Raw genomic sequence first — 24,270 nt, 5'->3', positions numbered from 1 at the left:
AGCGCCCCGTGCCCCGGGAGATCCCCCGCCCGGAGTACGTGGGCCGCAAGGCGCCCGCCCCGTTCACGGGTTCGGAGGTGAAGACCCCGGAGACGATCGAGAAGATCCGCGTGGCCGGCAGGATCGCGGCGCAGGCCATCGTCGAGGTCGGCAACCACGCCAGACCCGGCGTGACCACCGACCACCTGGACAGGATCGGCCACGAGTTCCTGCTCGACCACGGCGCCTACCCCTCGACCCTCGGCTACCGGGGCTTCCCCAAATCGCTGTGCTCGTCGCTCAACGAGGTCATCTGTCACGGCATCCCGGACTCCACGGTGATCGAGGACGGCGACATCCTGAACATCGACATCACCGCCTACAAGGACGGCGTCCACGGCGACACGAACCACACCTTCTGCATCGGCGACGTCGACGAGGAATCCCGCCTGCTGGTCGAGCGCACCGAGGAGTCCCTCAACCGTGCCATCCGCGCCGTCGCCCCGGGCCGGGAGATCAACGTCATCGGCCGCACCATCGAGTCCTACGCGAAGCGCTTCGGTTATGGTGTTGTCCGTGACTTCACCGGGCACGGCGTGGGCGAGGCCTTCCACACCGGGCTGATCATCCCGCACTACGACGCCGCCCCGGCGTACAACCGCGTGATCGAGCCGGGCATGGTGTTCACGATCGAACCGATGCTCACGCTCGGGACCATCGACTGGACCATGTGGGCGGATGACTGGACCGTCGTGACGAAGGACCGGAAGAGGACGGCGCAGTTCGAGCACACCCTGCTCGTCACCGACCGCGGCGCCGAGGTCCTGACCCTCCCGTAGCACCGCCCCCGCAGCCCACCCGGTGCGCTGCACCACGACCATGTCCGGCCGACGCCGGACGACGCCCCCACCCGTCAAGAGAGAATCATGGCCAAGGACACCGACAAGAAGAAATCGAAGAAGCTCCCCGCCACGGTCATCGGCGTGGACATCGGCGGCACGGGCATCAAGGGCGGCATCGTCGACCTCGAGAAGGGCGTGATCGTCGGCGAACGGTTCCGGGTCCCGACCCCGAAGCCGTCGACGCCCCGGGCCGTCGCGGAAGTGGTCGCCCAGATCGTTACGGAGCTCTCCTCGCGGCCCGAAGGCCCCGGCCCGGACGTCCCGGTCGGTGTCACCTTCCCCGCCATCATCCAGCACGGCATCGCCCGGTCCGCGGCCAACGTGGACAAGAGCTGGGTCGACACCGACGTCGACGGCCTGTTCAGCGAGGTCCTCGGCCGGGAGGTGCACGTGATCAACGACGCCGACGCCGCCGGTCTCGCCGAGGTCCGCTACGGCGCCGGCAAGGGCAGGAGGGGCACGGTCCTCGTGATCACCCTCGGCACGGGCATCGGTTCGGCGTTCATCTTCGACGGCAAGCTCGTGCCGAACGCGGAGCTCGGCCACCTCGAGATCGACGGCCACGACGCGGAGACGAAGGCGTCCGCCGTCGCCCGCGAGCGGGACGGCATCGACTGGGACGAGTACGCCGTCCGCCTCCAGCGCTACTTCTCGCACGTCGAGTTCCTCTTCTCCCCCGAGCTGTTCATCGTGGGCGGGGGGATCTCGAAGCGGAGCAGCGAGTACCTGCCGTCGCTGGAGCTGCGCACCCCGATCATCCCGGCGCAGCTGAAGAACCACGCCGGGATCGTGGGCGGGGCGCTGCAGGCCGCCCTGCTCTCCGGCACGAAGGACTGACGCCGGGACGGCCCCCGACACGCAGAAGCCCGGTACGGATCCGATCCGTACCGGGCTTCTGCCATCCGGGGATGGAACCGGTGGTGGCGTCGGCTTCCCCTCCGCAGCCACCACCGGGGTCTGGTCGGACGCTAGTGCGCCGTCAGGGGCCGCTGCAGTCCGTCGGGGACGCGCCGGCCGTTGTCCTCGTTCTGCCGGCGCAGGGTCCCGATGGCCTCCTCGAAGTCCTCGAGGGACTCGAAGCCCTGGTACACGCTGGCGAACCGCAGGTAGGCGATCTGGTCGAGCTTCCGGAGCGGTCCGAGGATCGCGAGTCCCACCTCGTGCGCGTCGATCTCGGCGACGCCGCTGGCGCGGACGTTCTCCTCGACCTCCTGGGCGAGCAGGGCGAGATCGTCCTCGGTGACCGGGCGGCCCTGGCAGGCCTTGCGGACACCGTTGATGATCTTGGACCGGCTGAACGGTTCGCCGGCTCCGGACCGCTTGATCACGCTGAGGCTGGTCGTCTCCACGGTGCTGAAGCGGCGGCCGCACTCCGGGCACTGCCGACGGCGACGGATCGCGGAGCCGTCATCGGCGAGGCGGCTGTCGACGACGCGGGAATCGGCGTTGCGGCAGTACGGACAGTACATGGGTCCCCTCCCGCTCCGTGGGCCGTTCCAACAACGCGCCGGGACCAGTTTAGGACTACATGTAGTGAAACAACAACACTGTAATTACCAGATGTAGTGGCGGCGCGGTTGCAGGCGGGTCAGGACGCGCCGGCCCCGAAGCGGGCCGCGACGGCCTCCCCGTGCGCGGGGAGGTTCTCCGCCTCCGCCAGGGAGAGGATCGAGGATGCGACCTCGTGCAGCGCGTCGCGGTCGTAGTGCACGAGCTGGACGGCGCGCAGGAACGTGGTCACGTTGAGGCCGGAGGCGAACGTCGCCGTGCCGCTGGTGGGCAGGACGTGGTTGGAACCCGCGCAGTAGTCCCCGAGGCTGACCGGGCTGTAGGCGCCGACGAAGACGGCACCCGCGTTGCGGATGCGTCCCGCCACCGCCGCCGCGTCGGCGGTCTGGATCTCGAGGTGCTCCGCGGCGTAGGCGTCGCACACGGCGATCCCGTGCTCGACGTCGTCGACCAGGATCACGCCGGACTGCGGACCGGACAGGGCGGTCCGCACCCGGTCCGCGTGCCGTGTCCTCGCGGCGCGGGCACCGAGGGCGTCGACGACGGCGGCCGCGAGCTCCTCCGAGTCCGTCACGAGGACGGACGCCGCCTGCGGATCGTGTTCCGCCTGGCTCACGAGGTCCGCGGCGACGAGGTCGGGGTCGGCCGTCGCGTCCGCGAGGACGGCGATCTCGGTGGTGCCGGCCTCCGAGTCGATGCCCACCTGACCGCGGAGCAGGCGCTTGGCCGTGGCCACGAAGACGTTGCCGGGTCCCGTGACGACGTCGACGGGATCGATGTCCCGGCCGGCCCCGGTGTCGTCCCGGACCCCGAAGGCGAGGGCCGCGACGGCCTGGGCCCCGCCCATCGCGTACACCTCGGTGACGCCGAGCATGGCGGCGGCGGCGAGGATCACGGGGTGCGGCCAGCCGCCGAACTCCTTCTGCGGCGGCGAGGTGAGGGCGATCGACCGGACGCCGGCGGCCTGGGCGGGCACCACGTTCATGACCACGGAGGACGGGTAGACGGCGAGTCCGCCGGGCACATAGAGGCCCACGCGGTCCACGGGGATCCACTTGTGCGTCAGGTGCGCCCCGGGCGCCACCTGCACCTCGACGTCGTCCGGCACCTGCGCGTCGGCGAAGAGGCGCGCACGGCGGATGGCCTCCTCGAGTGCCGCCCGGACGCCGTCGTCCAGGTGCGCGAGGGCGTCCTCGATGACCGCGGCCGGCACCCGCGGGTGCTCCTGCTCGACGCCGTCGAAGCGCAGGGCGAGCTCGCGGAGCGTGTCGAGGCCCCGGTCACGGACGTCGTCGATGATGGCCTGCACGGCGGCCTCCGAGGACCGGGCGTCCGCGGCGGCGCGCGGCATCTCGTTCTTCAGGTCACCCGGTGTCAGGGTGCGGCCCCGCAGGTCGATGGTGCGGAAGCCGACGGTCGGGGAGGTGCTGGACGGGAGATTCACCCTGAGAGTCTATCGGGAGCGCCGACGGCGGGGTCACCGCGCCGGAGGAGGGTGCGGGCGGGGGCTCCGGTGTCAGGTCCGCCGGCGGGCGAGGCCGATGAGGGCGGTGGCGAAGACGATGACGGCGGCGGCGGCCGGCCAGATCGCCAGCGCGCCGTAGGAGTGCAGCAGGAAGTCGGATCCGGGCAGGCCGTCGCGCCCGTGTGGTCCGAGGAGGAGGGCGAGGCCCTCACCGACGCCGAGGGCGAGGAGTGACCCGAGGGCGGACCCTCCAATGGCGGCGAGGACGCGCGCCGTCGGGGCGGGCAGGGCGAGCCTGAGGGCCACCACGGTGCCGACGGCGATCCCGGCGGCAAGCCCGAGGCCGGCGAAGGTGAGATCGCGGAGCAGCCACTGGTCGGCGGAGGTCGGATCACCGAACAGGCGTCCCGTCGGGGCGAGCAGCCACCAGGCGGCGCCGAGCACGGCGCCGAGGAGGATCGTGGACCCGAGCCACCAGAAGACGCCCGCGGGCGGCACCGACCGCCGGTCCTCGGCCTCGGCGTAGACGGGAGGCGGATAGGTGGCCGATCCGGTGGCCGGTTGCTTGCTGGCGCGCATGACTTCTACATTAACAAACCCGTCCGCGTCCGGGACGCGCACCTAGGGTTGGGAGTCCAACGCCGTCGAACCCCGGAGGAACCACGTGAGCAACCCAGGCATCGCAGCGCACGCCACACCGCCCCCCGGCGGCCTCGCGGAGCCGTTCCGCGAGGTCTTCCGTCGCCACGCGGCCGGCGTCTGCATCCTCACCGCCATGTACGACGGCGTCCCCTACGGCTTCACGGCGACCTCCGTGGCGTCGCTGTCCGCCGACCCGCCGCGCTTCTCGTTCAACATGGCGCGGTCCTCGTCCTCCTGGCCGGCGGTCGCGAACACGAACTTCGTGGGCGTCCACATGCTCAGCACGGAGAACGAGGGCCTGGCGAACCGCTTCGCGCGGACGAAGGACCGGTTCACGGGCGACCACTGGGAGCCGGGACCGGAGGGCGTCCCGATCCTCCGGGACGTCGCCGGCTGGCTCGTGGGGCGCATCAGCATGCGCCTGTCCTTCGAGAACAACGCGGTGGTGGTCGCGGAGGTGGTCTCCGGGAGCATCGGCCCCGACGGCGCCCCCCTGCTCTACCACGGCGGCAGCTACGGGACGCCGACGGCCACCGACTACGTCATCTGACGTCCCGGTCCGGCGGAACGGGGCCCGACCCCGGACGGCGCGGGGCGCGCCCGGTCAGGCGTCGAGGCAGGCGGGCCCGAGTAGCACCTTGAGGTCGCCGAAGAGCCCCGGCGTCGGGTTGACGCGCAGGTCCACGCCCAGCTTCATGACCTCGACCTTGCGTGACCCGTTGAGCCGGATCAGCACCTCGCTGGTCCCGGGGTGCGTCCGCAGCACGTCGCCGAGCGCCGTGACGGCGGTCTCGGTCGCCTTGTGCTGCAGCATGGAGATCACCACCGGCCCCGAATGCCCCTCACTGAGGTCCGGCACGGTCAGTTCCTGCGCGTTGAGCATCACGGCGCCGTCGTCACGGCGTTGCAGGCGGCCGCGCACGACGACGATCAGGTCCTCCGCGAGGACCCCCGAGATCGGCCCGTACACCTGCCCGAAGAACATGACCTCCATGGACCCGGCCAGGTCCTCGACCTCCGCCCGGGCGTAGGCGTTGCCGCTGTTCTTGGCGATCCGGCGCTGGAGCGAGGTGATCATGCCCGCGATGGTGACGATCGCCCCGTCCGCGGGTCCCTCCTCGCTGATGATCGAGGGGATCGAGGAATCGGCGTGCTGGCTGAGGATGCCCTCCAGCCCCTGGAGGGGGTGGTCGGAGACGTACAGGCCGAGCATGTCCCGTTCGAAGGACAGCTTGTCCTTCTTGTCCCACTCGGGCAGGTCCGGCACCTCGACGGACAGGCCGCCCACGGCGCCCCCGGCGTCGTCGAACGCACTGAAGAGGTCGAACTGGTTCGCCGCCTCGTTGCGCTTGAGTACGATCACGGAGTCCACGGCCTCCTCGTGGATCATCGCGAGGGCCCGCCGGGGATGCCGGAGGGAGTCGAAGGCACCGGCCTTGATCAGCGATTCGATGGTGCGCTTGTTGCACACGACGGCGGGCACCTTCTGCAGGAAGTCGCTGAACGAGGTGAAGGCGCCCTTCTCCTCACGGGCCCCCACCATCGCACCGACGACGTTCGCGCCGACGTTGCGGATGGCGCCCATGCCGAAGCGGATGTCCTTGCCGACCGGGGTGAAGTTCACGCTCGACTCGTTGACGTCCGGCGGCAGGACCGTGATGCCCATGCGGCGGCACTCGTTGAGGTAGATCGCCAGCTTGTCCTTGTCGTCGCCGACGCTGGTGAGCAGGGCCGCCATGTACTCGGCGGGATAGTGGGCCTTGAGGTACGCCGTCCAGTAGGACACGAGACCGTACGCGGCGGTGTGCGCCTTGTTGAAGGCGTAGTCGGAGAACGATTCGAGGACGATCCACAGCTTGTCCATCGCGGCCTGCGAGTAGCCGTTGGCCTTCATGCCCGCGAAGAAGTCGGCCTGCTGCTTGTCCAGCTCGGACTTCTTCTTCTTGCCCATGGCGCGGCGGAGCATGTCCGCCTGGCCGAGCGTGAAGTTCGCCAGCTTCTGGGCGGCGCTCATCACCTGCTCCTGGTACACGATGAGGCCGTACGTGCCGCCGAGGATCTCCTCGAGCGGCCCTTCGAGCTCGGGGTGGATCGGCTCGATGTCCTGCAGGCCGTTCTTCCGCAGGGCGTAGTTCGTGTGCGAGTTCACGCCCATCGGGCCGGGCCGGTACAGCGCCAGGACGGCGGAGATGTCCTCGAAGTTGTCAGGGCGCATGAGCTTCAGCAGCGACCGCATGGGTCCGCCGTCGAGCTGGAACACGCCGAGGGTGTCGCCGCGGGCCAGGAGTTCGTAGGACTCCTTGTCGTCGAGCTCGAGGTCCTCGAGGACGAGGTCGGTGTCCTTGTTGGCCTTGATGTTCTCGACGGCGTCCGTGATGATCGTCAGGTTCCTCAGGCCGAGGAAGTCCATCTTGATCAGCCCGAGCCCCTCGCACGTGGGGTAGTCGAACTGCGTGATGATCTGGCCGTCCTGCTCCCGGCGCATGATCGGGATGATGTCGATCAGGGGATCGGAGGACATGATGACGCCGGCGGCGTGCACGCCCCACTGGCGCTTCAGCCCCTCGAGGCCCAGGGCCGTCTCGAACACCTTCTCGGAGTCGGCGTCGGTCTTCAGGAGTTCGCGCAGCTCCTCCGCCTCGGAGTAGCGCTTGGCGTTCTTGTTGTGCACGTCGGCGAGGGCGAGGCCCTTGCCCATCACGTCCGGCGGCATGGCCTTGGTGAGCCGCTCCCCCGTGGAGAACGGGTAGCCCATCACGCGGGAGGAGTCCTTGAGCGCCTGCTTGGCCTTGATGGTGCCGTAGGTGACGATCATGGCCACGCGCTCGTCGCCGTACTTCTCGGTCACGTACCGGATGACCTCGGCGCGGCGCCGGTCATCGAAGTCGACGTCGAAGTCGGGCATGGAGACGCGTTCGGGGTTGAGGAAGCGCTCGAAGATCAGGCCGTGCTTAAGGGGGTCGAGGTCGGTGATGCGCATCGCGTACGCCACCATCGACCCGGCGCCCGAGCCGCGGCCCGGCCCGACCCTGATCCCGTTGTTCTTCGCCCAGTTGATGAAGTCGGCGACGACGAGGAAGTAGCCGGGGAAGCCCATCTGCGTGATGACGCCGACCTCGAACTCCGCCTGCTTGCGGACGTCGTCCGGGATCCCGGCGGGGTACCGGTACTGCAGGCCGGTCTCGACCTCCTTGACGAACCAGGACTGCTCGTTCTCGCCCTCCGGCACGGGGAACCGGGGCATGTAGTTGGCCTTGGTGTTGAACTCGACGTCGCAGCGCTCGGCGATGAGCAGCGTGTTGTCGCAGGCCTCGGGATAGTCGCGGAAGATCGCACGCATCTCGGCGGGCGACTTCAGGTAGAACTCGTCGGCGTCGAACTTGAAGCGCTTGGGGTCCGCGAGCGTTGATCCGGACTGGACGCACAGCAGGGCCGAGTGGGCCTTGGAGTCCTCGGCGTGGGTGTAGTGCAGGTCGTTGGTGGCCACGAGCGGGAGGCCGAGCTCGTGCGCCAGCTTGATGAGGTCGGCCTTGACGTTCCGCTCGATGTCGAGCCCGTGGTCCATCAGCTCGCAGAAGTAGTTCTCCGCCCCGAAGATGTCGCGGAAGTCGGACGCCGCCTGCTTGGCCTCGTTGTACAGGCCGAGCCGGAGTTTCGTCTGGACCTCGCCGGACGGGCAGCCGGTCGTCCCGATCAGGCCCTTCCCGTAGGTCTGGAGGAGGTCCCGGTCCATGCGGGGCTTGTAGAGGTAGCCCTCGAGGGAGGCGAGGGAGGACATGCGGAAGAGGTTGTGCATGCCCTCGGTCGTCTCGGACCACAGGGTCATGTGGGTGTAGGCGCCCGCGCCGGAGACGTCGTCGCGTCCGCCGCCGCCCCACTGCACGCGGGTGCGGTCGTTCCGTGCGGTCCCCGGCGTGAGGTAGGCCTCGACGCCGATGATGGGCTTGATGCCCGCGCTCGTGGCCTTGCTCCAGAAGTCGAAGGCGCCGAACACGAACCCGTGGTCCGTCGTGGCGAGGGCCTTCATGCCGAGTTCCTCGGTGTGGCTGAAGAGGTCCGTCAGCCGGGCGGCGCCGTCGAGCATCGAGTACTCGGTGTGGTTGTGGAGATGGACGAACGAATCTGTCGATGCAGGAGTAGCCACCCCACGAGTCTAGTGCTCCCCCGCCCCGCGACGGACGCCGGGGCGTGTCGCCCGGGGTCCGCCCGGCGTGTCAGACCAGGCCGTCGGACAGGGCCGTCAGGGCGTAGGCCAGATCCACCGGGTACGGGCTGGTGGCGGTGACCGGCTCGCCCGTGCGCGGGTGGGCGAAGCCCAGGCGGTGGGCGTGGAGCCACTGCCGGGTCAGGCCGAGCTCGGCGGCCAGGCGCGGGTCCGCGCCGTAGGTGAGGTCACCCGCGCAGGGATGCCGGAGGGCGGAGAAATGGACGCGGATCTGGTGGGTCCGGCCGGTCTCGAGGTGCACCTCCACGAGGCTCGCCCGCCCGAAGGCCTCGAGCACCTCGTAGTGCGTCACGGAGTCCCGGCCGCCCTCCATGACCGCGAACCGCCATTCGTGGTGCGGGTGACGGCCGATCGGCGCGTCGATGGTGCCCTTGAGCGGCTCCGGCAGTCCCTGGACGACGGCGTGGTACACCTTGTCCACGGTGCGCTCCTTGAAGGCACGCTTCAGGGCCGTGTAGGCGGGTTCGGTCTTGGCGACCACCATTGCACCCGAGGTCCCGACATCGAGCCGGTGCACGATCCCGACGCGTTCCGGCGCTCCCGACGTCGAGATGCGGTACCCGGCCGCCGCGAGGGCGCCCACGACCGTCGGTCCCACCCAGCCCGGCGACGGGTGGGCGGCGACGCCCACGGGTTTGTCGACCACGACGAAGTCCTCGTCGTCGAGCAGGATCCCCATGCCGTCGACCGCCTCCGGGATGACACGGTGCCTGTCCTCGGGGTCCGGCAGGTCGACGTCGATGCTGTCGCCGGCGTGGACGCGGTCCGACTTGCCCAGCGGCGCACCTCCGCGCAGCACCCGCCCGTCCGCGCACCACTGGGCGACGGCGGAGCGGGAGGCGTCCAGCAGGCGCGCGAGCGCGGCGTCCGCCCGGTTGCCGGCCTCCGCTGCCGGTACGACCAGCTCCCGGCGGTCCCCCGTCATGACCGTCCCGATCCGTCGCCGGTTCCGTCGGGTGGGACTGCCGGCCCGTCGTCCGTGCGGCGACCGTCCAGTCCGATGCCCCGCAGGGTCAGGATGCAGATGAGCACCACGCCGCTGACCACCGCCGAATCGGCGATGTTGAAGATGGCGAAGTTCGGGAGGGCGATGAAGTCCACCACGTGGCCCTGGCCGAACGAGGGTTCCCGCAGGAGGCGGTCCGTCAGGTTGCCCAGGGCTCCCCCGAGGACGAGGCCGAGGGCCACGGACCACCCGAGGGAGGCCACCTTCCTCACCTGCAGGACGAGGGCCGTGGACACCACGACCATGATGATCGTGAAGACCCAGGTGTAGTCGGTCCCGATCGAGAACGCGGCCCCCGGGTTGCGGAAGAAGCGCCAGCTGAGCAGGGGCGGGAGGACCGGCGTGATCTGCCCCTCGGTCATCGTGGAGACGACCCACCACTTGGTGAGCTGGTCGGCCACGTAGGCGATCAGCGCACACGCGATCATCAGGAGCCCGTAGCGCGCCGGGACGCGGCGCCCTGCTCCAGTCCCGGCTCCCGTCCCGCCGCCCGGGCCGGTGTCCGCTGCCGCCGACGGGTCGCCGTCGGGATCGGGGGTGGTGTCGGCGGGCTGCTGCTCGTTCACGGTCCATCCAAGAGGTTCGGTGCTGCGTGGGTGTGTCACCAGGATCCCGGGGGGCCCGCACGGGCCCCGCGAACGGTCCTGACGCCGGAAGGGCCGGCTCCCGGGAGCGTGCCCCCGGCCACCGGCCCTTCCACTGCTGCCCCGACGCGGGTCGGGGCGGGCCGCCTCGCTAGGAGGCGGACTCGGTCGCGAGGGAGTCGCGGGCATCGAGGTCGCGGAGCTGACCCTCGATGTAGGCCTTGAGGCGTGCACGGTAGTCGCGCTCGAAACCGCGGAGCTGCTCGACCTTGCGCTCGAGCACCGTCTTCTGCTCCTCGAGGTCCCCGAGGGTCTTCCGGCTCTTCTCCTCGGCTTCGTCGACGAGGCCCGTGGCCTCGAGCTGTGCCTCGGCGATGATCTTGTCGCGCTGCTCCACGCCCGCGTTCACGTACTCGTCGTGCAGGCGCTGCGCCATGGCGAGGACGCCCGCAGCCGATTCGGCCGAGGTGACGGGGGCCGCGGAGGCCGGGGTGTCAGGGATCGCCGCGGGGCTGGCCTCGTCGTCGGCCTGGACCGCCGGGGCGGCCGCCGTCTCGTCGGTCGCGGGCTCGGTGTGCGTGCTCGCGGCGACGGGCGCGGGGATGGCCGTGGCCTGGGCGGCGTCCGAGGGGCCGTCCCCGAGCCGGCGGCGCAGTTCCTCGTTCTCGGAGTTCAGGCGGCGGAGCTCGACGACGATCTCGTCGAGGAAGTCGTCGACCTCGTCCTGGTCGTAGCCCTCGCGGAACTTCGTCGGCTGGAACCTCTTGTTGACAACGTCTTCTGGCGTCAGAGCCATGGGGTCACCTCATACTGATAGAAGCCGGCCCGCCGGCTGGCGGTTCTGGCTGCGGTACCGGATTGCGGACGTGGGCCGCGGGGCTCACGTCGGATTGAGCATCAGCGTATATCTTCCCCGGTGTCATTGCCGAACATGCACGGGCGCTAGCGCGCGAGACCCGCCGACACGGACATGAGGATCAGCACGACGACGAACAGCACCAGGAAGGCGAGATCGAGCTGGACCGAGCCCAGGCGGAGGGGCGGGATGAAGCGGCGCAGGGCCTTGATGGGGGGATCCGTCACCGAGTAGATGCCCGATGCCAGCACCAGCGCGGACTTCTGGGGGCGCCAGTCGCGGGCGAAACCCTGAACGGCGTCATAGATGATGCGCAGGATCAGGGCGAGCTGGAAGAGCATCAGTACCAGGTAGATCAGGGCGAATACCAGACTCACAGAGCAGTTTCAGTCCTTCGGGCCTCGGAGGGTCGTGCGCGACCGGGGGGCCGCAGCTCAGCTCTGGTTGAAGAAGCTGGTCTGTCCTTCGCTTGCCTTCAGGTCCTCGCCGAGAACTTCAATATACGACGGCGAGAGCAGGAACACCTTATTCGTGACCCTTTCGATGCTGCCGTGCAGACCGAAGACGAGGCCCGCCGAGAAGTCCACCAGGCGCTTGGCGTCGGCCTCACCCATGTCGGTGACGTTCATGATCACGGGGATGCCGTCGCGGAAGCTCTCGCCGATGAGCTTCGCGTCGTTGTAGGAGCGGGGGTGGATCGTGGTGATCTGGCGCAGGGCGGCGGCGTCCTCACGGGACGAGGGTGCGCGCTTGATGGGCGTGACCGGCGCCCGGTATTCCTCGGCCGGGGCCACGCGCACTGCGGCCGGTGCCGGCTCGAGGTGACGCTCGTCGCGATCGTAATCCACCGTGTAGTCCTCGTTCCTGCTCTGCGCGCTTTTCGCTTCGGGCTCGTAGTGCTCGTCACCGTCGGCGAGCCCAAGGTAGATCATCGTCTTGCGCAGTGCGCCGGCCATGGTGACTCCTGTTCTGAGAGTGGATCGGTGGGTCCGCGGCCGTTGCACGGGCCACCGACCCGGTGCCCGTCGTACCGCCGTTCCAGCGTCGACGCTACCCCACGGCGGGACGCGGACCGAGAACATCGGACCCGATCCTGAGGTGTGTCGCTCCGGCGGCGACGGCCTCCTCCAGGTCTCCGCTCATTCCCGCGGAGATGGCGGCGGCGGCGGGGTCGACGGCGCGCACTGCGGCGGAGACGTGCAGGAGCCGTTCGAACGCTTCGGCCGGGGAGGCGCCGAGCGGTGCCACGGCCATCACTCCCGCGAGCCTCAGGCCCTCCGTGGCGGCGCAGGCCTCGGCGAGGGCCGGCACGTCTGCGGGAAGCGCCCCTCCCCTGCCCGACCGCGCCTGCGCGGGGTCGGCCCCCGCATCGAGGGTGACCTGGAGGAAGCAGCGAAGGTCCTCCCGTGGGCCCAGCCCCGCCCCGGCCCGGCGCTCCTGCTCCACCCCGACGGCCTTGCCGAGGGCCGTGACGAGCGGGAGGCGGTCGACGGAGTGCACACTGTGGGCGTAGCGGACCACCGACCGCGCCTTGTTCGTCTGCAGTTGCCCGATGAAGTGCCAGTTCAGCCCGAGATCCTGGAGGTCGGCGGCCTTCGCGGCGGCCTCCTGGTCGCGGTTCTCGCCGACGTCGGTGACACCGAGCCCGGCGAGGGTCCGCACGTCGGAGGCGGGGAAGTACTTGGTGACGACGATCAGCTCCGGTTCGCCGCGTCCGGCCGTCCCCGCGGCGGAGGAGATGCGCGCCCGGACGGCCCGCAGGCGGCCCTCGAGCTCGCGGGCACGGGCGGGATCGGGCTGCCCGCCCGCCGTCACGTCCGCCACACGAGGCCCGCGATACGCCCCGCTCCCGGCTCCCGCCGGTGGGAGTACAGCGTCGGGTTCTCGACCGTGCAGCAGGGACCGGCGCCGTCCAGGGGCTCGACCCTGGCGCCGGCACGTGCGAGCTGCACCCGCACGGCAGCCGGCAGGTCGAGTGCCGGCGTACCGCCACGCGTGCGTGACGCGGCCTCGGGAAGCACCTGCGCCATGGCCCGCATCATGTCCTCGGGGACCTCGTAGCAGGATCCGCACACGGACGGGCCGATCCAGGCCGCGAGGTCCAGGGCACCATGGCTGCGGAGCGTCCGGACCGCGCGCTCGACGATCCCGTTGCCGACGCCGGCCCGCCCGGCATGCACCACGGCCGTGGCGCCCGTCCCGCCGTCCGCCACGGAGGCGTCCGCGAGGACGATCGGGACGCAGTCGGCGACGAGGACCGCGAGCGGCTCGCTGCCGTCCGGCGACACGGCGCCGTCGGCGTCGGGGGCGCCCTGCGTCGCCCGGTCGAGAACGGCCACACGGTCCGAGTGGGTCTGGTTCAGGAAGCGCAGGGCGCCGGCAGGCACGCCCATCGCGCTCTCGAGCCGGCGGCGGTTGCCGTGGACGGCGTCGGGCTCGTCGCCCACATGGAGGGCGAGGTTGCCCGCACCCACGGCCGTGAACGCCACCCTGAGGTCCGGGCCCACCTCCGCGTTCCAGTGGAACGCGGAGGTCGGCGCGGCTGCGTCGTCCGTGCCCACCGACTACTTGAGGAAGTCGGGCACGTCGAGGTCGTCGGAGCGACCGGCCGACAGGTCGGGCTCGACGATCGCCGGGAGGTCGACGTCGAAGCCGGAGTCCGCCGGGACGGCCTGCACGCTCTGGGCGCGCTGCTGCGACCAGGCGCCGAGGCCCGCGGTCGCCGCACCGGCCGTGCGCTGCTGGTCGCCGCCCACGCGGGGGGCGACGGCGGGCCGCGCCGCGGGGGCCGCCGCGACGGGCTGCGAGGTGGCGTCCACCTGGTCGAACCCGGCCGCGATGACCGTCACCCGGGCCTCGTCGCCGAGGGCGTCGTCGATGACGGCGCCGAAGATGATGTTCGCCTCGGGGTGCGCGACCTCCTGCACGAGGCGCGCGGCCTCGTTGATCTCGAAGAGGCCGAGGTCGGAGCCGCCCTGGATGGACAGCAGGACGCCGTGGGCGCCGTCGATGGAGGCCTCGAGCAGCGGCGACGCGATGGCGAGTTCGGCCGCCTTGACGGCACGGTCCTCGCCGCGTGCTGAACCGATGCCCATGAGCGCGGACCCCGCGCCCTGCATCACGGACTTCACGTCGGCGAAGTCGAGGTTGATCAGGCCCGGCGTGGTGATGAGGTCGGTGATGCCTTGGACACCGGAGAGCAGGACCTGGTCCGCGGAGCGGAACGCGTCGAGCATCGAGACGTTGCGGTCGCTGATGGACAGCAGGCGGTCGTTCGGGATCACGATGAGCGTGTCGACCTCCTCGCGGAGCGTGTCGATGCCGCTCTCCGCCTGGTTCGACCGGCGGCGTCCCTCGAAGGTGAACGGGCGCGTGACCACGCCGATCGTGAGGGCGCCGAGGGACCGGGCGATCCGGGCGACGACGGGCGCGCCGCCGGTGCCGGTTCCGCCACCCTCGCCGGCGGTGACGAAGACCATGTCCGCCCCCCGCAGGACTTCCTCGATCTCCTCGGAGTGGTCCTCGGCGGCGCGCCGGCCGACCTCGGGATCCGCTCCGGCACCGAGGCCGCGCGTGAGCTCGCGCCCGACGTCGAGCTTCACGTCGGCGTCGCTCATGAGCAGGGCCTGGGCGTCGGTGTTGATGGCAATGAACTCCACGCCACGGAGTCCGACCTCGATCATCCGGTTGACGGCGTTCACGCCGCCGCCGCCGATGCCGACGACCTTGATGACGGCCAAGTAATTCTGAGGTGCTGCCACGTCCTGTGTCCCTTGTTCGAATCTGTGTGCTGTACAGGGGTCCGCCGGTGCTCCGGCGTCGACCTTCACCCGAGACAACGTTAACGTTCAGGTTGAGGGTTAACGTTATGTCAAGTAACTTCTATGTCCGACGCTAGGTGCATACGCATCCGGTTGCAAAGACCGGGCGCCGCGTGTCGGCGTGTCGGCTCCCGATCCCCCGTGTCGCGGCGGCTCGGAGGCCTCACCGCGTCACCGGCCGGTCCGGGGTGCTGACGTCGAACACCTTGACGGGCGGGTCCGTCGCCGGGAGCGACAGCATGGCCTCGAGCACCCGTGCCTTCTCCGCACTGCGTTCGGCGCTGCCCCAGAAGATGCGCTGCGCACCCGTCAGGGAGAGCTGGATGGAATCGACGCTCGACGCCGACGCGCTGTTGAGGCGCGAGAGGATGCCGGCCGGCAGCTCGACCAGCACCGCGGTGATGGAGGAGAACACCTCCGAGTTGACCGCGTTGGCGCCGCCGTCGATCAGGGGCAGTTTGACGTCACCCCGCTCGGCGACGCTCGTGAGCTGCCTGCCCTCGGCATCGACGAGCGCGAAGCCGGTGCCGGTCTGCAGGACGGCCACGGGCACGCGCTCCTCCACCGTCACGACGAGCGTCGACGGCGGCTGCGCGGCGATCCGGACGTCCTCCACGGGTGCCTTGTCGGCGAGCAGGTCCGCGACCTGCTCGCGTGAGATCCGGGTGAGCGGGGTCCCGGCCAGCGGCTCGAGCGCCGACTCGACCTCCGCCGTCGTCACCAGCGTGTTGCCCTGCACGGAGACCGTGCGCAGGGCGAGGGCCGGCGAGAAGATCACGTACGCCACGAGGCCCCCCAGGACGAGCGTGACGGCGAGGACGGCGAGCAGCGTGTTCCTCAGCCGGTGCGAGCGCTGCGGGGCGGGGAAATCCAGGACGGTCCCGGAACCGCCGCCCTCCGGCCGTCCCCCGAGCGTGGCGGTGCTGCCGCGCGCCCGGGTGCTGCCCGTGCCGCCCGTCGTGCTCCCCGCGACCGGGGCACGGGTACCCCTCGCGCCGAGCGCCCGCGTCGCGGGGGGCTTCCTCGGCGTCATCCGGCGGTTCCCGGTGCCGTGCCCGTGGCCCGGTCCGTCAGCAGGCCGACGAGCCGGGTGCCGTACTGCGTGACGTCGCCGGCGCCGATGGTGAGGACGATGTCGCCGGGCCGGGCGCCGCCGATCACTGCTCGCAGGGCCTCGTCCGGGTCGGGGACGTACGCCGCGCCGGGACCGCGCATGAGGTCGGTGATCGTCCAGCCTCCGACGTCGTCGACCGGGTCCTCCCGCGCGGCGTAGACGGGCAGGACCACGGCGGTGTCGGCGAGGGACAGCGCGTCGGCGAACCCGGCGGCGAACTCGCGCGTCCGGGAGAAGAGGTGCGGCTGGAACAGGACGTGCACGCGGTGCTCCCCCGCCACGGTGCGTGCCGCGGTGAGGGCCGCCTGCACCTCCGTGGGGTGGTGCGCGTAGTCGTCGAAGACCCGCACCCCGTCGCCCTCGCCCCGCGCCTCGAACCGGCGTGCGGCGCCCGAGAAGAGGGACAGGCCCGTGGCGGCGACGGCCGGGTCCACCCCGAGTTCCAGTGCGACCGCGAACGCGGCCGCGGCGTTCAGGATGTTGTGGCGCCCCGGCACGCTCAGCTGCAGTTCCTGCTCGGCGTCCAGGCCGTCGACGGCGAAGGACAGGACGCTGTTCGTGGTGCTGCCCACCGCCCGCGTGTCGCTGATGCGGAGGTCGGCCGTGGCGGCGTACCCGTAGGTCCGCACGCGGCGGGACGGGGGGACGGCCGCGGCGAGTGCGGCGGCGCCCGGATCGTCGGCGCAGGCGACCAGCAGGCCGTCCTCGGGCAGCCGGTCGGCGAACTGCCGGAACGCGGCGTGCACGGCCTCGGCGGTGCCGTAGTGGTCCAGGTGGTCCGCTTCCGCGTTCGTCACCACGCTGATGCGGGGCGCATAGTTCAGGAAGGAGCCGTCGGACTCGTCGGCCTCGGCGACGAAGACGTCCCCGCCGGTCCACTCGGCGTTGACGCCGAGGGCGGCCACGTCCCCCCCGATCGCGAACGAGGGTTCGAGCCCCGCCTGCCGCAGCAGGACCGTGATCATGGCCGTCGTCGTCGTCTTGCCGTGGGTCCCGGCGACCGCGACGGCGGTGCGGCCGCTCATCGCCGCGGCGAGTGCCTCCGAGCGGTGCAGCACGGGCAGGCCACGGCGCCGGGCCTCGGCGAGTTCCGGATTGGTCTCGCGGATCGCGGAGGAGACGACGACGGTGCCGTGCGCGGGGACCGCGGCGGCGCCGTGGCCCACGTGGACGTCGGCGCCGAGCGCGGCGAGGGCCCGGAGGGTCCTGGACTCCGCCGCGTCGGAGCCGGAGACCCGCAGGCCGCGGCCGAGGAGGACGCGGGCGACGGCGGACATGCCGGCGCCCCCCACGCCGATGAAGTGGACCGGTTCCGCCAGGACCGCGCCGGCGGGCCCGCTGCTCCCGGTGATGCCGCTGCTGGGAATGCCCGTACCTTCCGTCGTGCCGTCGTCGGTCGTCCTGCCGTGGTCGGTGCTCATCGGTTCCCCTCCGCGACGGTCAGGACGAGCTCCGCCATCCGCCGGTCCGCGTCCCGCACGCCCTGCGCGTAGGACGCCTCCGACATCGCGGCGAGCCGCGGTGCGTCGGCGACCAGCGGCAGGACGTTCTGCAGGATCCACTCGGGGGTGAAGGCGGCGTCGTCGACGACGATCGCCCCGCCGCAGTCCACGAGCCCCGCCGCGTTGAGCCGCTGCTCGCCGTTGCCGTGGGCCAGCGGGACGAGGACGGCGGGCAGCCCCACCGCGCCGACCTCGCTGACGGTGGCTGCGCCCGCGCGGGCGACCAGGAGGTCGGCCGCGGCGTACACGCGCTCCATCCCGTCGACGAACTCGACCTGGTGGTACCCGGGCGTCGCCAGCAGCGTGCCGTCGTCGCCGCGGGCCTGCTTGCCCCGGCCGGTGATGTGCAGGACCTGGATGCCGGCAGCGGTCAGCCCGGGCGCCGCGGCGGCCACGGAGCGGTTCAGGCTCGCGGCGCCGGAGGAGCCCCCCGTGACGATGAGCGTGGGCCGGTCCGGGTCGAGCCCGAGGGAGGAACGGGCTTCCGCGCTGTCGTGCGCGCGGTCGAGGTCGGCGATGCTGCGGCGCATCGGCATGCCCACCAGCACGGCGTCGGTGAGGCCCGTGCCGTCGAACGCGACGGCCACGCGTGCCGCGATCCGGGCGCCCACCCGGTTCGCCATCCCGGGCCGGGCGTTGGCCTCGTGGATCACGACGGGGACGCGGCGGGTCCACGCGGCGAGGTACACCGGCGTCGAGACGTACCCGCCCACCCCGACGACGACGTCGGCCCCGGCGTCCGCCACGATCGCCCGCGCCTGGCGGACGGCCCGGAGGAGGCGCACCGGGAGCTTGAGGAGGTCCGTCGAGGGCCGCCGGGGCATCGGCACCCGGTCGATGGTGCGCAGCTCGAGACCCGCGGCCGGGACGAGGCGGGTCTCCATGCCCGCTTCGGTTCCCACCGCCGTGATACGCGCAGCCGGCACCCGGTCGGTGATGGCCCCCGCGATGGCGAGCAGCGGGCTGATGTGGCCGGCCGTGCCGCCGCCGGCGAGGACGACGGACACCGCGCGATCGTCGGTGGTGGGATGTGTCATGGGGGTAGGGAGCCTCTTCCGGAGGTCAGGACGCGGGCCGGTCCGGCGCCGCGACGGCGGATTGCGGGGTCTTCCGCGCGAAGGAGAGCAGGACGCCGACGGCGGCGAGCGTGAAGGTCAGCGCGGACCCGCCGTAGGAGATGAAGGGCAGCGGCACGCCGATGACGGGCAGCAGCCCGGTGACCATGCCGATGTTGACGAACGCCTGGCCGATGAGCCAGACGAGGATGGAGCCCATGAGGATCCGCACGAACGGATCGGTGTAGCGCATCGCGACGCGGATGGTCGCGACGGCGAGGATGCCGAAGAGCAGCACCACCACGAAGGTGCCGATCAGCCCGAACTCCTCGCCGATGATGGCGAAGATGAAGTCGTTGTGGGCCTCGGGGATCCAGTTCCACTTCTGCCGGCTCTGGCCGATCCCGACCCCGAACCAGCCGCCGGAGGCCATGGCGAACAGCCCGTTGTCGGACTGCATGCACAGGTCCGTGCCGTCGTCGCAGTTCAGCCGGAGCCAGGCGGCGATGCGCCCCCCGCGGTTCGAGCTGGTCGCGACCATCAGGAGGGACCCGGCGACGGCCGCGGCCCCCACCAGGGTGAACATCTTGAGGGGCGCGCCGGCGAAGAAGAGCGCCGCGGCGGCGATCATCATGAGCACGAGCCCGGTCCCGAGGTCCCCGCCGATCAGGACGAGGCCGATGGGCAGGCCGCCCAGCGGCAGCGCAGGGACCAGGGCGTGCTTCCAGTCACGGATCAGCGCTTTCTTGCGCTCGAGCACGACCGCGAACCACAGTGCCAGCGCCAGTTTCGCCGGTTCGGACGGCTGGAGCGTCTGCGAGCCGATGCGGATCCAGTTCTTGTTGCCGTTGATCTCGACGCCGATGACCAGCACGAGGACGAGGAGCACGATCGCGATGCCCAGGCTCGGCCAGGCGAGCGCCCGGTAGGCGCGGGGTCCGAGCCGGGAGAGCACCAGCATCAGGATCAGTCCGGCGCCGGCCCAGACGGCCTGCTTGAGGAAGAGGTCGAAGGTGTCCTTGCCCTCGGAGATGGCCTCGACGGAGGACGCCGAGAGCACCATCATGAGGCCGATGGCGGTGAGCGCGAGGGCTGCCCCGAGGATCAGGTAGTAGCTGGATCCCGACGGCGAGTGGTCCGAGCCCTCGAGGACCTTCCAGCCGCGCCGCAGGCGGGAGCGCAGGCCCCGGGCAGGCTCGTCGGTCGACGCCCCTGCCGATGGACTCGGTGTGACGGTGGTGGCACCGTTCCGCACCGTCCGCCCGCGCGTCGCGGAACGGCTCGACGGCGGCGAGGAGACCGTGCCGACGGCACCGGCCGTCCGGCCTGCTCCCGGCGTCCGGGCGGGACGGACGGAGGGCTTGCGCCCTCCTGAACGGGTTGGCGTGGCCATCACGACTCCTTCGCGGTTGTCCCCTGTCCGCCGCGGGCGTGGACGGCCGCCATGAAGGCCGCCCCCCGGTGCGCGTAGGAGGAGAACTGGTCCATCGACGCGGCGGCGGGCGCCATCAGCACCGTGTCGCCGTCCTGGGCGAGTCGCGCTGCTTCCGCGACCGCCCACTGCATCAGGGCGTCTCCGGTGACCGGGTCGGATGACCCGGCGTCGCGCCCCCGTCCAGTGTGCGCGGTCGGCGGGAGGGACACCGGAACATCGGGTGCGTGTCGGGCGAGCGCACCCTGGAGGGGTGAGGGGTCCTCGCCGAGCAGGACGACGGCGCGGAGCCGCCCGGCGTGGTCCCGTACGAGGTCCTCGTAGGAGACGCCCTTGGACAGTCCCCCGGCGATCCAGACCACGGAGGAGAAGGAGGCGAGCGACGCGGAGGCCGCATGGGGGTTGGTGGCCTTCGAATCGTTGATCCAGAGCACGCCGTCCTCGTTCGCGACCACCTGGATCCGGTGGTCGCCCGGTTGGAAGGCACGGATGCCGTCGCGCACCGCGGTTGCGGGGACGCCGGCGGCCCGGACGAGCGCGGCCGCGGCCAGGGCGTTGGCGACGAGATGACGGGGCACGACCTCGCCGAGTTCGCTGACGGAGGCCAGTTCCGCGGCCGAGTCCTTGCGCTGCTCGATGAAGGCGCGGTCGACGAGCAGGTCCTCGACGACGCCCATCATGCTGATCGACGGCATGCCGGTCGTGAACCCCACGGCCCGGCAGCCCTCCATCACCTCGGCGTCCTCGACCATGGTCTCCGTCTCGCGCTGCTCCACGTTGTAGATGCAGGCGATCTTCGTGCGCTCGTAGACCGACGCCTTGGCCGCGAGGTAGGCCTCGTAGCTGCCGTGCCAGTCGACGTGGTCCTCGGCGATGTTCAGGCACACGCTCGCCAGGGGTTCGATCGAATGCGCCCAGTGCAGCTGGAAGCTGGACAGTTCGACGGCGAGGACGTCGTAGCCCTGCGGGTCGCGGATGACGTCGAGGATGGGGGTCCCCACGTTGCCGGCGGCGATCGCGCGCTTGCCGGCCGCGATGAGCATGGATTCGGTCAGGCCGACCGTGGTCGTCTTCCCGTTGGTCCCGGTGATCGTGAGCCACTCGGCGGTGGGGCGGCCCTCGCGGATGCGGACGCGCCAGGCGAGCTCGACGTCGCCCCAGATGGGGATGCCGGCGGACGCCGCCTCGGCGAGCAGGGGCTGGGTGGGCGGCCACCCGGGTGAGGTCACCACGAGGTCGGGCTGCTCGCCGTCGACGAGGGGCAGGGTGGTGGCGTGGCCTGCTCCGAGCAGGACGTCGCGGGCGCCGACGATCCGGAGGGTGTCGGCCTTCGCCTCGTTGGCGGGCGTCCGGCCCGCATCGACGACGACGACCACGGCGCCGAGCTCGATGAGGGTGTCGGCCGCGGAGAAGCCGGAGGCCCCGAGGCCGGCGACGACGACGCGCAGCCCTGCCCAGTCGGCGTCCCACGAGGTGAGGTGCGCCAGGCGTGGGGTCTCCCACGTGGTGGGGGTCGTGCCCCCCGGGGATCCGCTCATCCGACGACCCATTCCGCGTAGAAGATGCCGAGTCCCGCCGCGACGAAGAGGCCCGCCAGGATCCAGAACCGGACCACCACGGTGACCTCCTGCCAGCCCTTGAGCTCGAAGTGGTGCTGGAGGGGCGCCATCTTGAAGACGCGCTTGCCGCCCGAGAGTTTGAAGTAGCCGACCTGGATGATGACGGACAGCGTGATGAGGACGAACAGGCCGGCGAGGATCACCAGGAGCAGTTCGGTGCGGGAGAGGATCGCGAAGCCGGCGATGGCGCCGCCGATCGCGAGGGATCCGGTGTCGCCCATGAAGATCTTCGCGGGTGAGGTGTTCCACCACAGGAAGCCGACGAGCGCTCCGCACATCGCCGCAGCGATCAGGGCGAGGTCCAGGGGGTCGCGGACCTCGTAGCAGACGCTGCCCGCACCCGCCGATCCGCAGCTCTGGTTGCTCTGCCAGATGCCGATGAGCATGTAGGCGCCGAAGACGAGGATCGAGGCGCCCGCGGCGAGCCCGTCCAGGCCGTCCGCGAGGTTCACGCCGTTGCTGGCTCCGGTGATGATGAGCAGGGACCAGATGACGAAGAGGATCGCGCCGACGACCGAGCCCGCGAACGCGAGGTCGATCGGGGTGTCGCGGATGAACGAGATCGCGGTGGAGGCCGGTGTCCGCCCCTGCTCGTTGGGGAACATCAGGGCCATGATGCCGAAGGCGACGCCGACGCCGGTCTGGCCGACGATCTTCGCCGGGGCCGACAGGCCGAGGCTGCGCTGCTTGGAGATCTTGATGTAGTCGTCGGCGAAGCCCACGAGTCCCATGCCTGCGGCGAGGAAGAGCAGCAGGAGCCCCGACGCGGTCGGCCCGGAGGCCGGGGCGCCGATCGCCATCATGAGGAGGTGCGTGAGGAAGTAGGCCAGCAGCACGGACCCGACGATGACGGCGCCGCCCATGGTCGGCGTCCCGCGCTTCGTGTGGTGCGCGGTCGGTCCGTCGTCGCGGATGAACTGGCCGTAACTCTTCTTCACGAGGAGCCTGATGAACAGGGGCGTTCCGACGAAGGCGAAGACCAGGGCCATGGCCGAGCCGATGAGGATTGCGATCACGACGGGGAGGCCTTTCCGGAAGCGTCAGGGGCGCTGGCCGCGTCGGGCTCGGCTGCTGGGGGGACGGGACGGGAGTGCGGGCCGGGGTTCCGGCTGGAGTCCGCGCCGGGCTGCTGCGCGATCCTGTCCCCGAGGAACCGGAGGCCGGCCCCGTTCGAGGACTTGAACAGGACGATGTCCCCCGGCTCGAGTTCCGCGGCCAGCAGCCGCTCCGCCGCCTCGACGTCGTCGACGTGCACGGCTTCGCTGCCCCAGGATCCCTCGAGGACGGCTCCGTTGAAGAGCGCCCGGGTATTCGGGCCCACGCAGACGAGCTTCGAGATGTTGAGCCGGACCACCACGCGCCCAAGGAGGTCGTGCTCCTCGATGGTGCTCTCCCCCAGTTCGAGCATCTCGCCCAGCACGGCCCACGTCCGGCGTCGGCCGCGGCCGAGTTCGGCGAGGGTCCGCAGGGCGGCGCGCATCGACTCCGGGTTGGCGTTGTAGGCGTCGTTGATGACGGTCACGCCGTCGGCGCGCTCGGTGCGCTCCATGCGCCAGCGGCTCGCGGCGGCCAGGCTGCGCAGGCCCTCCGCGATCCGCGCAGGCGGGCACCCGACCTCGAAGGCCACGGTCGCCGCGGCCAGCAGGTTCGTCGTGTGGTGCAGCCCGAGGAGCGGGGACACGATCTCGTGCTCGCCGCCGTCCGGGAAGGTGAGGGTGAACGAGGGGTTGCCGCCGGGCGTCGTCGTGCTGTTCCTCGCCCGCACCACGCTGCCCCCGGCCGCGAAGTCGTCCGAGGAGGTGAAGAAGGCGGTGCGTGCCCCGGTCCGGGACCGCATGGCGAGGACACGCTCGTCGTCGGCGTTGATGACGGCGGTGCCCGTCGCGGCGAGGGCCTCGAAGAGCTCCCCCTTGGCCCGGGCTATGTTCTCCACGCCGCCGAATTCGCCGGCGTGGGCGGAACCGACGCCCAGGACCACACCGACGTCGGGCTGGACCAGCGAGGCGAGGTAGGCGATGTGCCCGGGCTTGGTGGCGCCCATCTCGATCACGAGGTAGCGCGTCTCCCAGGTCGCCTGGAAGACCGTCAGCGGCACGCCGACCTCGCCGTTGTAGGATCCGCGCGGCGCGACCGTGGGGCCCGCCTCGGCGAGGATGCCCGCGAGGAGGTCCTTGGTGGTGGTCTTCCCGGCGGAGCCGGTGATGCCGATGACCGTCACGTCGCCGGCGGCGCGCAGGCGGCGGACCGTCTCCGCGGCGAGCTCGCCCATCGCGAGGACGGCATCGGGGACGACGACGGAGGGGTAGGGCACGTCGTCCGGTCCTGCCACCTCCCGCTCGGCCAGCGCGAGGACGGCGCCGCGCGCGAAGGCCGATCCGATGTGCAGGTGCCCGTCGGATGCCTCGCCGGGCTTGGCCACGAAGAGCGACCCGGGGAGGCTCTCGCGGGAGTCGGTGGCTGCGGAGGTGACGGTGACGGCGGGGCCCGCGGGATCCATCCCGACCAGTCGTCCGCCCGTGAGTGCCGCGATCTCGGCTGCGCTGAATTCAATCATGTCGG

Annotated in this window: 22 protein-coding genes; 3 read left to right on the top strand and 19 right to left on the bottom strand. The window is 71.3% G+C overall.

The features are described from left to right. Together map and ppgK are read left to right on the top strand one after the other, a co-directional pair. The coding region (map, locus tag ACSGDB_RS00380) for a type I methionyl aminopeptidase (RefSeq protein WP_434991907.1) at nt 1–818 on the top strand (818 nt) is incomplete at its 5' end. Between the two features lie 87 nt (nt 819–905). Next, nucleotides 906–1,718: a polyphosphate--glucose phosphotransferase gene (gene ppgK / locus ACSGDB_RS00375; protein WP_434991905.1), complete on the top strand. Its 813-nt coding sequence runs from the start codon at nt 906–908 to the stop codon at nt 1,716–1,718. A gap of 131 nt (nt 1,719–1,849) precedes the next feature. Here the strand turns inward: ppgK and nrdR are convergent, their stop codons facing one another. The 3 genes from nrdR to ACSGDB_RS00360 all read right to left on the bottom strand — a co-directional run bounded on the left by nrdR (nt 1,850) and on the right by ACSGDB_RS00360 (nt 4,434). Then, nucleotides 1,850–2,350: a transcriptional regulator NrdR gene (nrdR, locus tag ACSGDB_RS00370; RefSeq protein ID WP_434991903.1), complete on the bottom strand. Its 501-nt coding sequence runs from the start codon at nt 2,348–2,350 to the stop codon at nt 1,850–1,852. A gap of 119 nt (nt 2,351–2,469) precedes the next feature. Further along, nucleotides 2,470–3,834, bottom strand: coding sequence for a histidinol dehydrogenase (gene hisD, locus ACSGDB_RS00365; protein WP_434991902.1), 1,365 nt, complete (start codon nt 3,832–3,834; stop codon nt 2,470–2,472). A gap of 72 nt (nt 3,835–3,906) precedes the next feature. After that, complete coding sequence (locus ACSGDB_RS00360; RefSeq protein ID WP_434991901.1) at nt 3,907–4,434, bottom strand: hypothetical protein; 528 nt, start codon at nt 4,432–4,434, stop codon at nt 3,907–3,909. Between the two features lie 85 nt (nt 4,435–4,519). Here ACSGDB_RS00360 and ACSGDB_RS00355 point away from each other — a divergent pair, with 85 nt between their 5' ends. Continuing rightward, nucleotides 4,520–5,047, top strand: a complete 528-nt coding sequence (locus ACSGDB_RS00355; RefSeq protein WP_434991900.1) for a flavin reductase family protein — start codon at nt 4,520–4,522, stop codon at nt 5,045–5,047. 54 nt (nt 5,048–5,101) lie between these two features. Here ACSGDB_RS00355 and dnaE read toward each other — a convergent pair whose 3' ends face one another. The 16 genes from dnaE to ACSGDB_RS00275 all read right to left on the bottom strand — a co-directional run bounded on the left by dnaE (nt 5,102) and on the right by ACSGDB_RS00275 (nt 24,265). Continuing rightward, nucleotides 5,102–8,641, bottom strand: coding sequence for a DNA polymerase III subunit alpha (dnaE, locus tag ACSGDB_RS00350; protein WP_434991899.1), 3,540 nt, complete (start codon nt 8,639–8,641; stop codon nt 5,102–5,104). A gap of 70 nt (nt 8,642–8,711) precedes the next feature. Then, nucleotides 8,712–9,647, bottom strand: coding sequence for an RluA family pseudouridine synthase (locus ACSGDB_RS00345; protein ID WP_434991898.1), 936 nt, complete (start codon nt 9,645–9,647; stop codon nt 8,712–8,714). Beyond that, nucleotides 9,644–10,156 (bottom strand): signal peptidase II, encoded by a 513-nt coding sequence (lspA, locus tag ACSGDB_RS00340; RefSeq protein ID WP_434991913.1) that lies wholly within the window; start codon nt 10,154–10,156, stop codon nt 9,644–9,646. The genes ACSGDB_RS00345 and lspA overlap by 4 nt, the downstream gene beginning before the upstream one ends. A 307-nt stretch (nt 10,157–10,463) precedes the next feature. Beyond that, nucleotides 10,464–11,108, bottom strand: a complete 645-nt coding sequence (locus ACSGDB_RS00335) for a DivIVA domain-containing protein (RefSeq protein ID WP_434991897.1) — start codon at nt 11,106–11,108, stop codon at nt 10,464–10,466. 146 nt (nt 11,109–11,254) lie between these two features. Next, nucleotides 11,255–11,545: a YggT family protein gene (locus ACSGDB_RS00330; RefSeq protein WP_434991896.1), complete on the bottom strand. Its 291-nt coding sequence runs from the start codon at nt 11,543–11,545 to the stop codon at nt 11,255–11,257. A gap of 57 nt (nt 11,546–11,602) precedes the next feature. Continuing rightward, on the bottom strand, nt 11,603–12,124 hold the full coding sequence (locus tag ACSGDB_RS00325) for a cell division protein SepF (protein ID WP_434991894.1): 522 nt from the start codon (nt 12,122–12,124) through the stop codon (nt 11,603–11,605). Nucleotides 12,125–12,218: 94 nt separating this feature from the next. Then, a complete protein-coding gene (locus ACSGDB_RS00320; protein ID WP_434991911.1) occupies nt 12,219–12,983 on the bottom strand; it encodes a YggS family pyridoxal phosphate-dependent enzyme in 765 nt (254 codons plus the stop codon). Then, on the bottom strand, nt 12,980–13,729 hold the full coding sequence (locus ACSGDB_RS00315; protein ID WP_434991893.1) for a polyphenol oxidase family protein: 750 nt from the start codon (nt 13,727–13,729) through the stop codon (nt 12,980–12,982). The genes ACSGDB_RS00320 and ACSGDB_RS00315 overlap by 4 nt, the downstream gene beginning before the upstream one ends. A gap of 3 nt (nt 13,730–13,732) precedes the next feature. Then, nucleotides 13,733–14,929 (bottom strand): cell division protein FtsZ, encoded by a 1,197-nt coding sequence (gene ftsZ / locus ACSGDB_RS00310; protein ID WP_434991892.1) that lies wholly within the window; start codon nt 14,927–14,929, stop codon nt 13,733–13,735. A 223-nt stretch (nt 14,930–15,152) separates the two neighbouring features. Further along, a complete protein-coding gene (locus tag ACSGDB_RS00305; protein ID WP_434991891.1) occupies nt 15,153–16,022 on the bottom strand; it encodes a cell division protein FtsQ/DivIB in 870 nt (289 codons plus the stop codon). Then, entirely contained in the window at nt 16,019–17,524 is a 1,506-nt protein-coding gene (gene murC / locus ACSGDB_RS00300) for a UDP-N-acetylmuramate--L-alanine ligase (RefSeq protein WP_434991890.1), read from the bottom strand. Before murC ends, ACSGDB_RS00305 begins: the two co-directional genes overlap by 4 nt. Further along, a complete protein-coding gene (gene murG / locus ACSGDB_RS00295) occupies nt 17,521–18,642 on the bottom strand; it encodes an undecaprenyldiphospho-muramoylpentapeptide beta-N-acetylglucosaminyltransferase (RefSeq protein WP_434991889.1) in 1,122 nt (373 codons plus the stop codon). The genes murC and murG overlap by 4 nt, the downstream gene beginning before the upstream one ends. A gap of 25 nt (nt 18,643–18,667) precedes the next feature. After that, complete coding sequence (gene ftsW, locus ACSGDB_RS00290) at nt 18,668–20,053, bottom strand: putative lipid II flippase FtsW (RefSeq protein ID WP_434991888.1); 1,386 nt, start codon at nt 20,051–20,053, stop codon at nt 18,668–18,670. Continuing rightward, entirely contained in the window at nt 20,053–21,630 is a 1,578-nt protein-coding gene (gene murD / locus ACSGDB_RS00285; RefSeq protein ID WP_434991887.1) for a UDP-N-acetylmuramoyl-L-alanine--D-glutamate ligase, read from the bottom strand. Before murD ends, ftsW begins: the two co-directional genes overlap by 1 nt. Further along, a complete protein-coding gene (mraY, locus tag ACSGDB_RS00280; protein ID WP_434991885.1) occupies nt 21,627–22,727 on the bottom strand; it encodes a phospho-N-acetylmuramoyl-pentapeptide-transferase in 1,101 nt (366 codons plus the stop codon). The genes murD and mraY overlap by 4 nt, the downstream gene beginning before the upstream one ends. Beyond that, complete coding sequence (locus ACSGDB_RS00275; RefSeq protein ID WP_434991884.1) at nt 22,724–24,265, bottom strand: UDP-N-acetylmuramoyl-tripeptide--D-alanyl-D-alanine ligase; 1,542 nt, start codon at nt 24,263–24,265, stop codon at nt 22,724–22,726. Before ACSGDB_RS00275 ends, mraY begins: the two co-directional genes overlap by 4 nt. Between the last annotated feature and the right edge of the window lie 5 nt (nt 24,266–24,270).

This window comes from Arthrobacter sp. Ld5, assembly GCF_051172775.1.
Lineage (GTDB): Bacteria > Actinomycetota > Actinomycetes > Actinomycetales > Micrococcaceae > Arthrobacter_D.
Note: the sequence above shows the minus strand (reverse complement) of the source record. Positions and strands in the feature narration are given on the sequence as shown.

Excerpts from the sequence above, each read along its gene's own strand:
- ppgK (WP_434991905.1), top strand. The coding sequence starts at position 906 with ATGGCCAAGGACACCGACAAGAAGAAATCGAAGAAGCTCCCCGCCACG.
- nrdR (WP_434991903.1), bottom strand. The coding sequence starts at position 2,350 with ATGTACTGTCCGTACTGCCGCAACGCCGATTCCCGCGTCGTCGACAGC.
- ACSGDB_RS00360 (WP_434991901.1), bottom strand. The coding sequence starts at position 4,434 with ATGCGCGCCAGCAAGCAACCGGCCACCGGATCGGCCACCTATCCGCCT.
- ACSGDB_RS00345 (WP_434991898.1), bottom strand. The coding sequence starts at position 9,647 with ATGACGGGGGACCGCCGGGAGCTGGTCGTACCGGCAGCGGAGGCCGGC.
- lspA (WP_434991913.1), bottom strand. The coding sequence starts at position 10,156 with ATGATCGCGTGTGCGCTGATCGCCTACGTGGCCGACCAGCTCACCAAG.
- ACSGDB_RS00335 (WP_434991897.1), bottom strand. The coding sequence starts at position 11,108 with ATGGCTCTGACGCCAGAAGACGTTGTCAACAAGAGGTTCCAGCCGACG.
- ACSGDB_RS00325 (WP_434991894.1), bottom strand. The coding sequence starts at position 12,124 with ATGGCCGGCGCACTGCGCAAGACGATGATCTACCTTGGGCTCGCCGAC.
- ACSGDB_RS00305 (WP_434991891.1), bottom strand. The coding sequence starts at position 16,022 with ATGACGCCGAGGAAGCCCCCCGCGACGCGGGCGCTCGGCGCGAGGGGT.
- murC (WP_434991890.1), bottom strand. The coding sequence starts at position 17,524 with ATGAGCACCGACCACGGCAGGACGACCGACGACGGCACGACGGAAGGT.
- murG (WP_434991889.1), bottom strand. The coding sequence starts at position 18,642 with ATGACACATCCCACCACCGACGATCGCGCGGTGTCCGTCGTCCTCGCC.
- ftsW (WP_434991888.1), bottom strand. The coding sequence starts at position 20,053 with ATGGCCACGCCAACCCGTTCAGGAGGGCGCAAGCCCTCCGTCCGTCCC.
- murD (WP_434991887.1), bottom strand. The coding sequence starts at position 21,630 with ATGAGCGGATCCCCGGGGGGCACGACCCCCACCACGTGGGAGACCCCA.
- ACSGDB_RS00275 (WP_434991884.1), bottom strand. The coding sequence starts at position 24,265 with ATGATTGAATTCAGCGCAGCCGAGATCGCGGCACTCACGGGCGGACGA.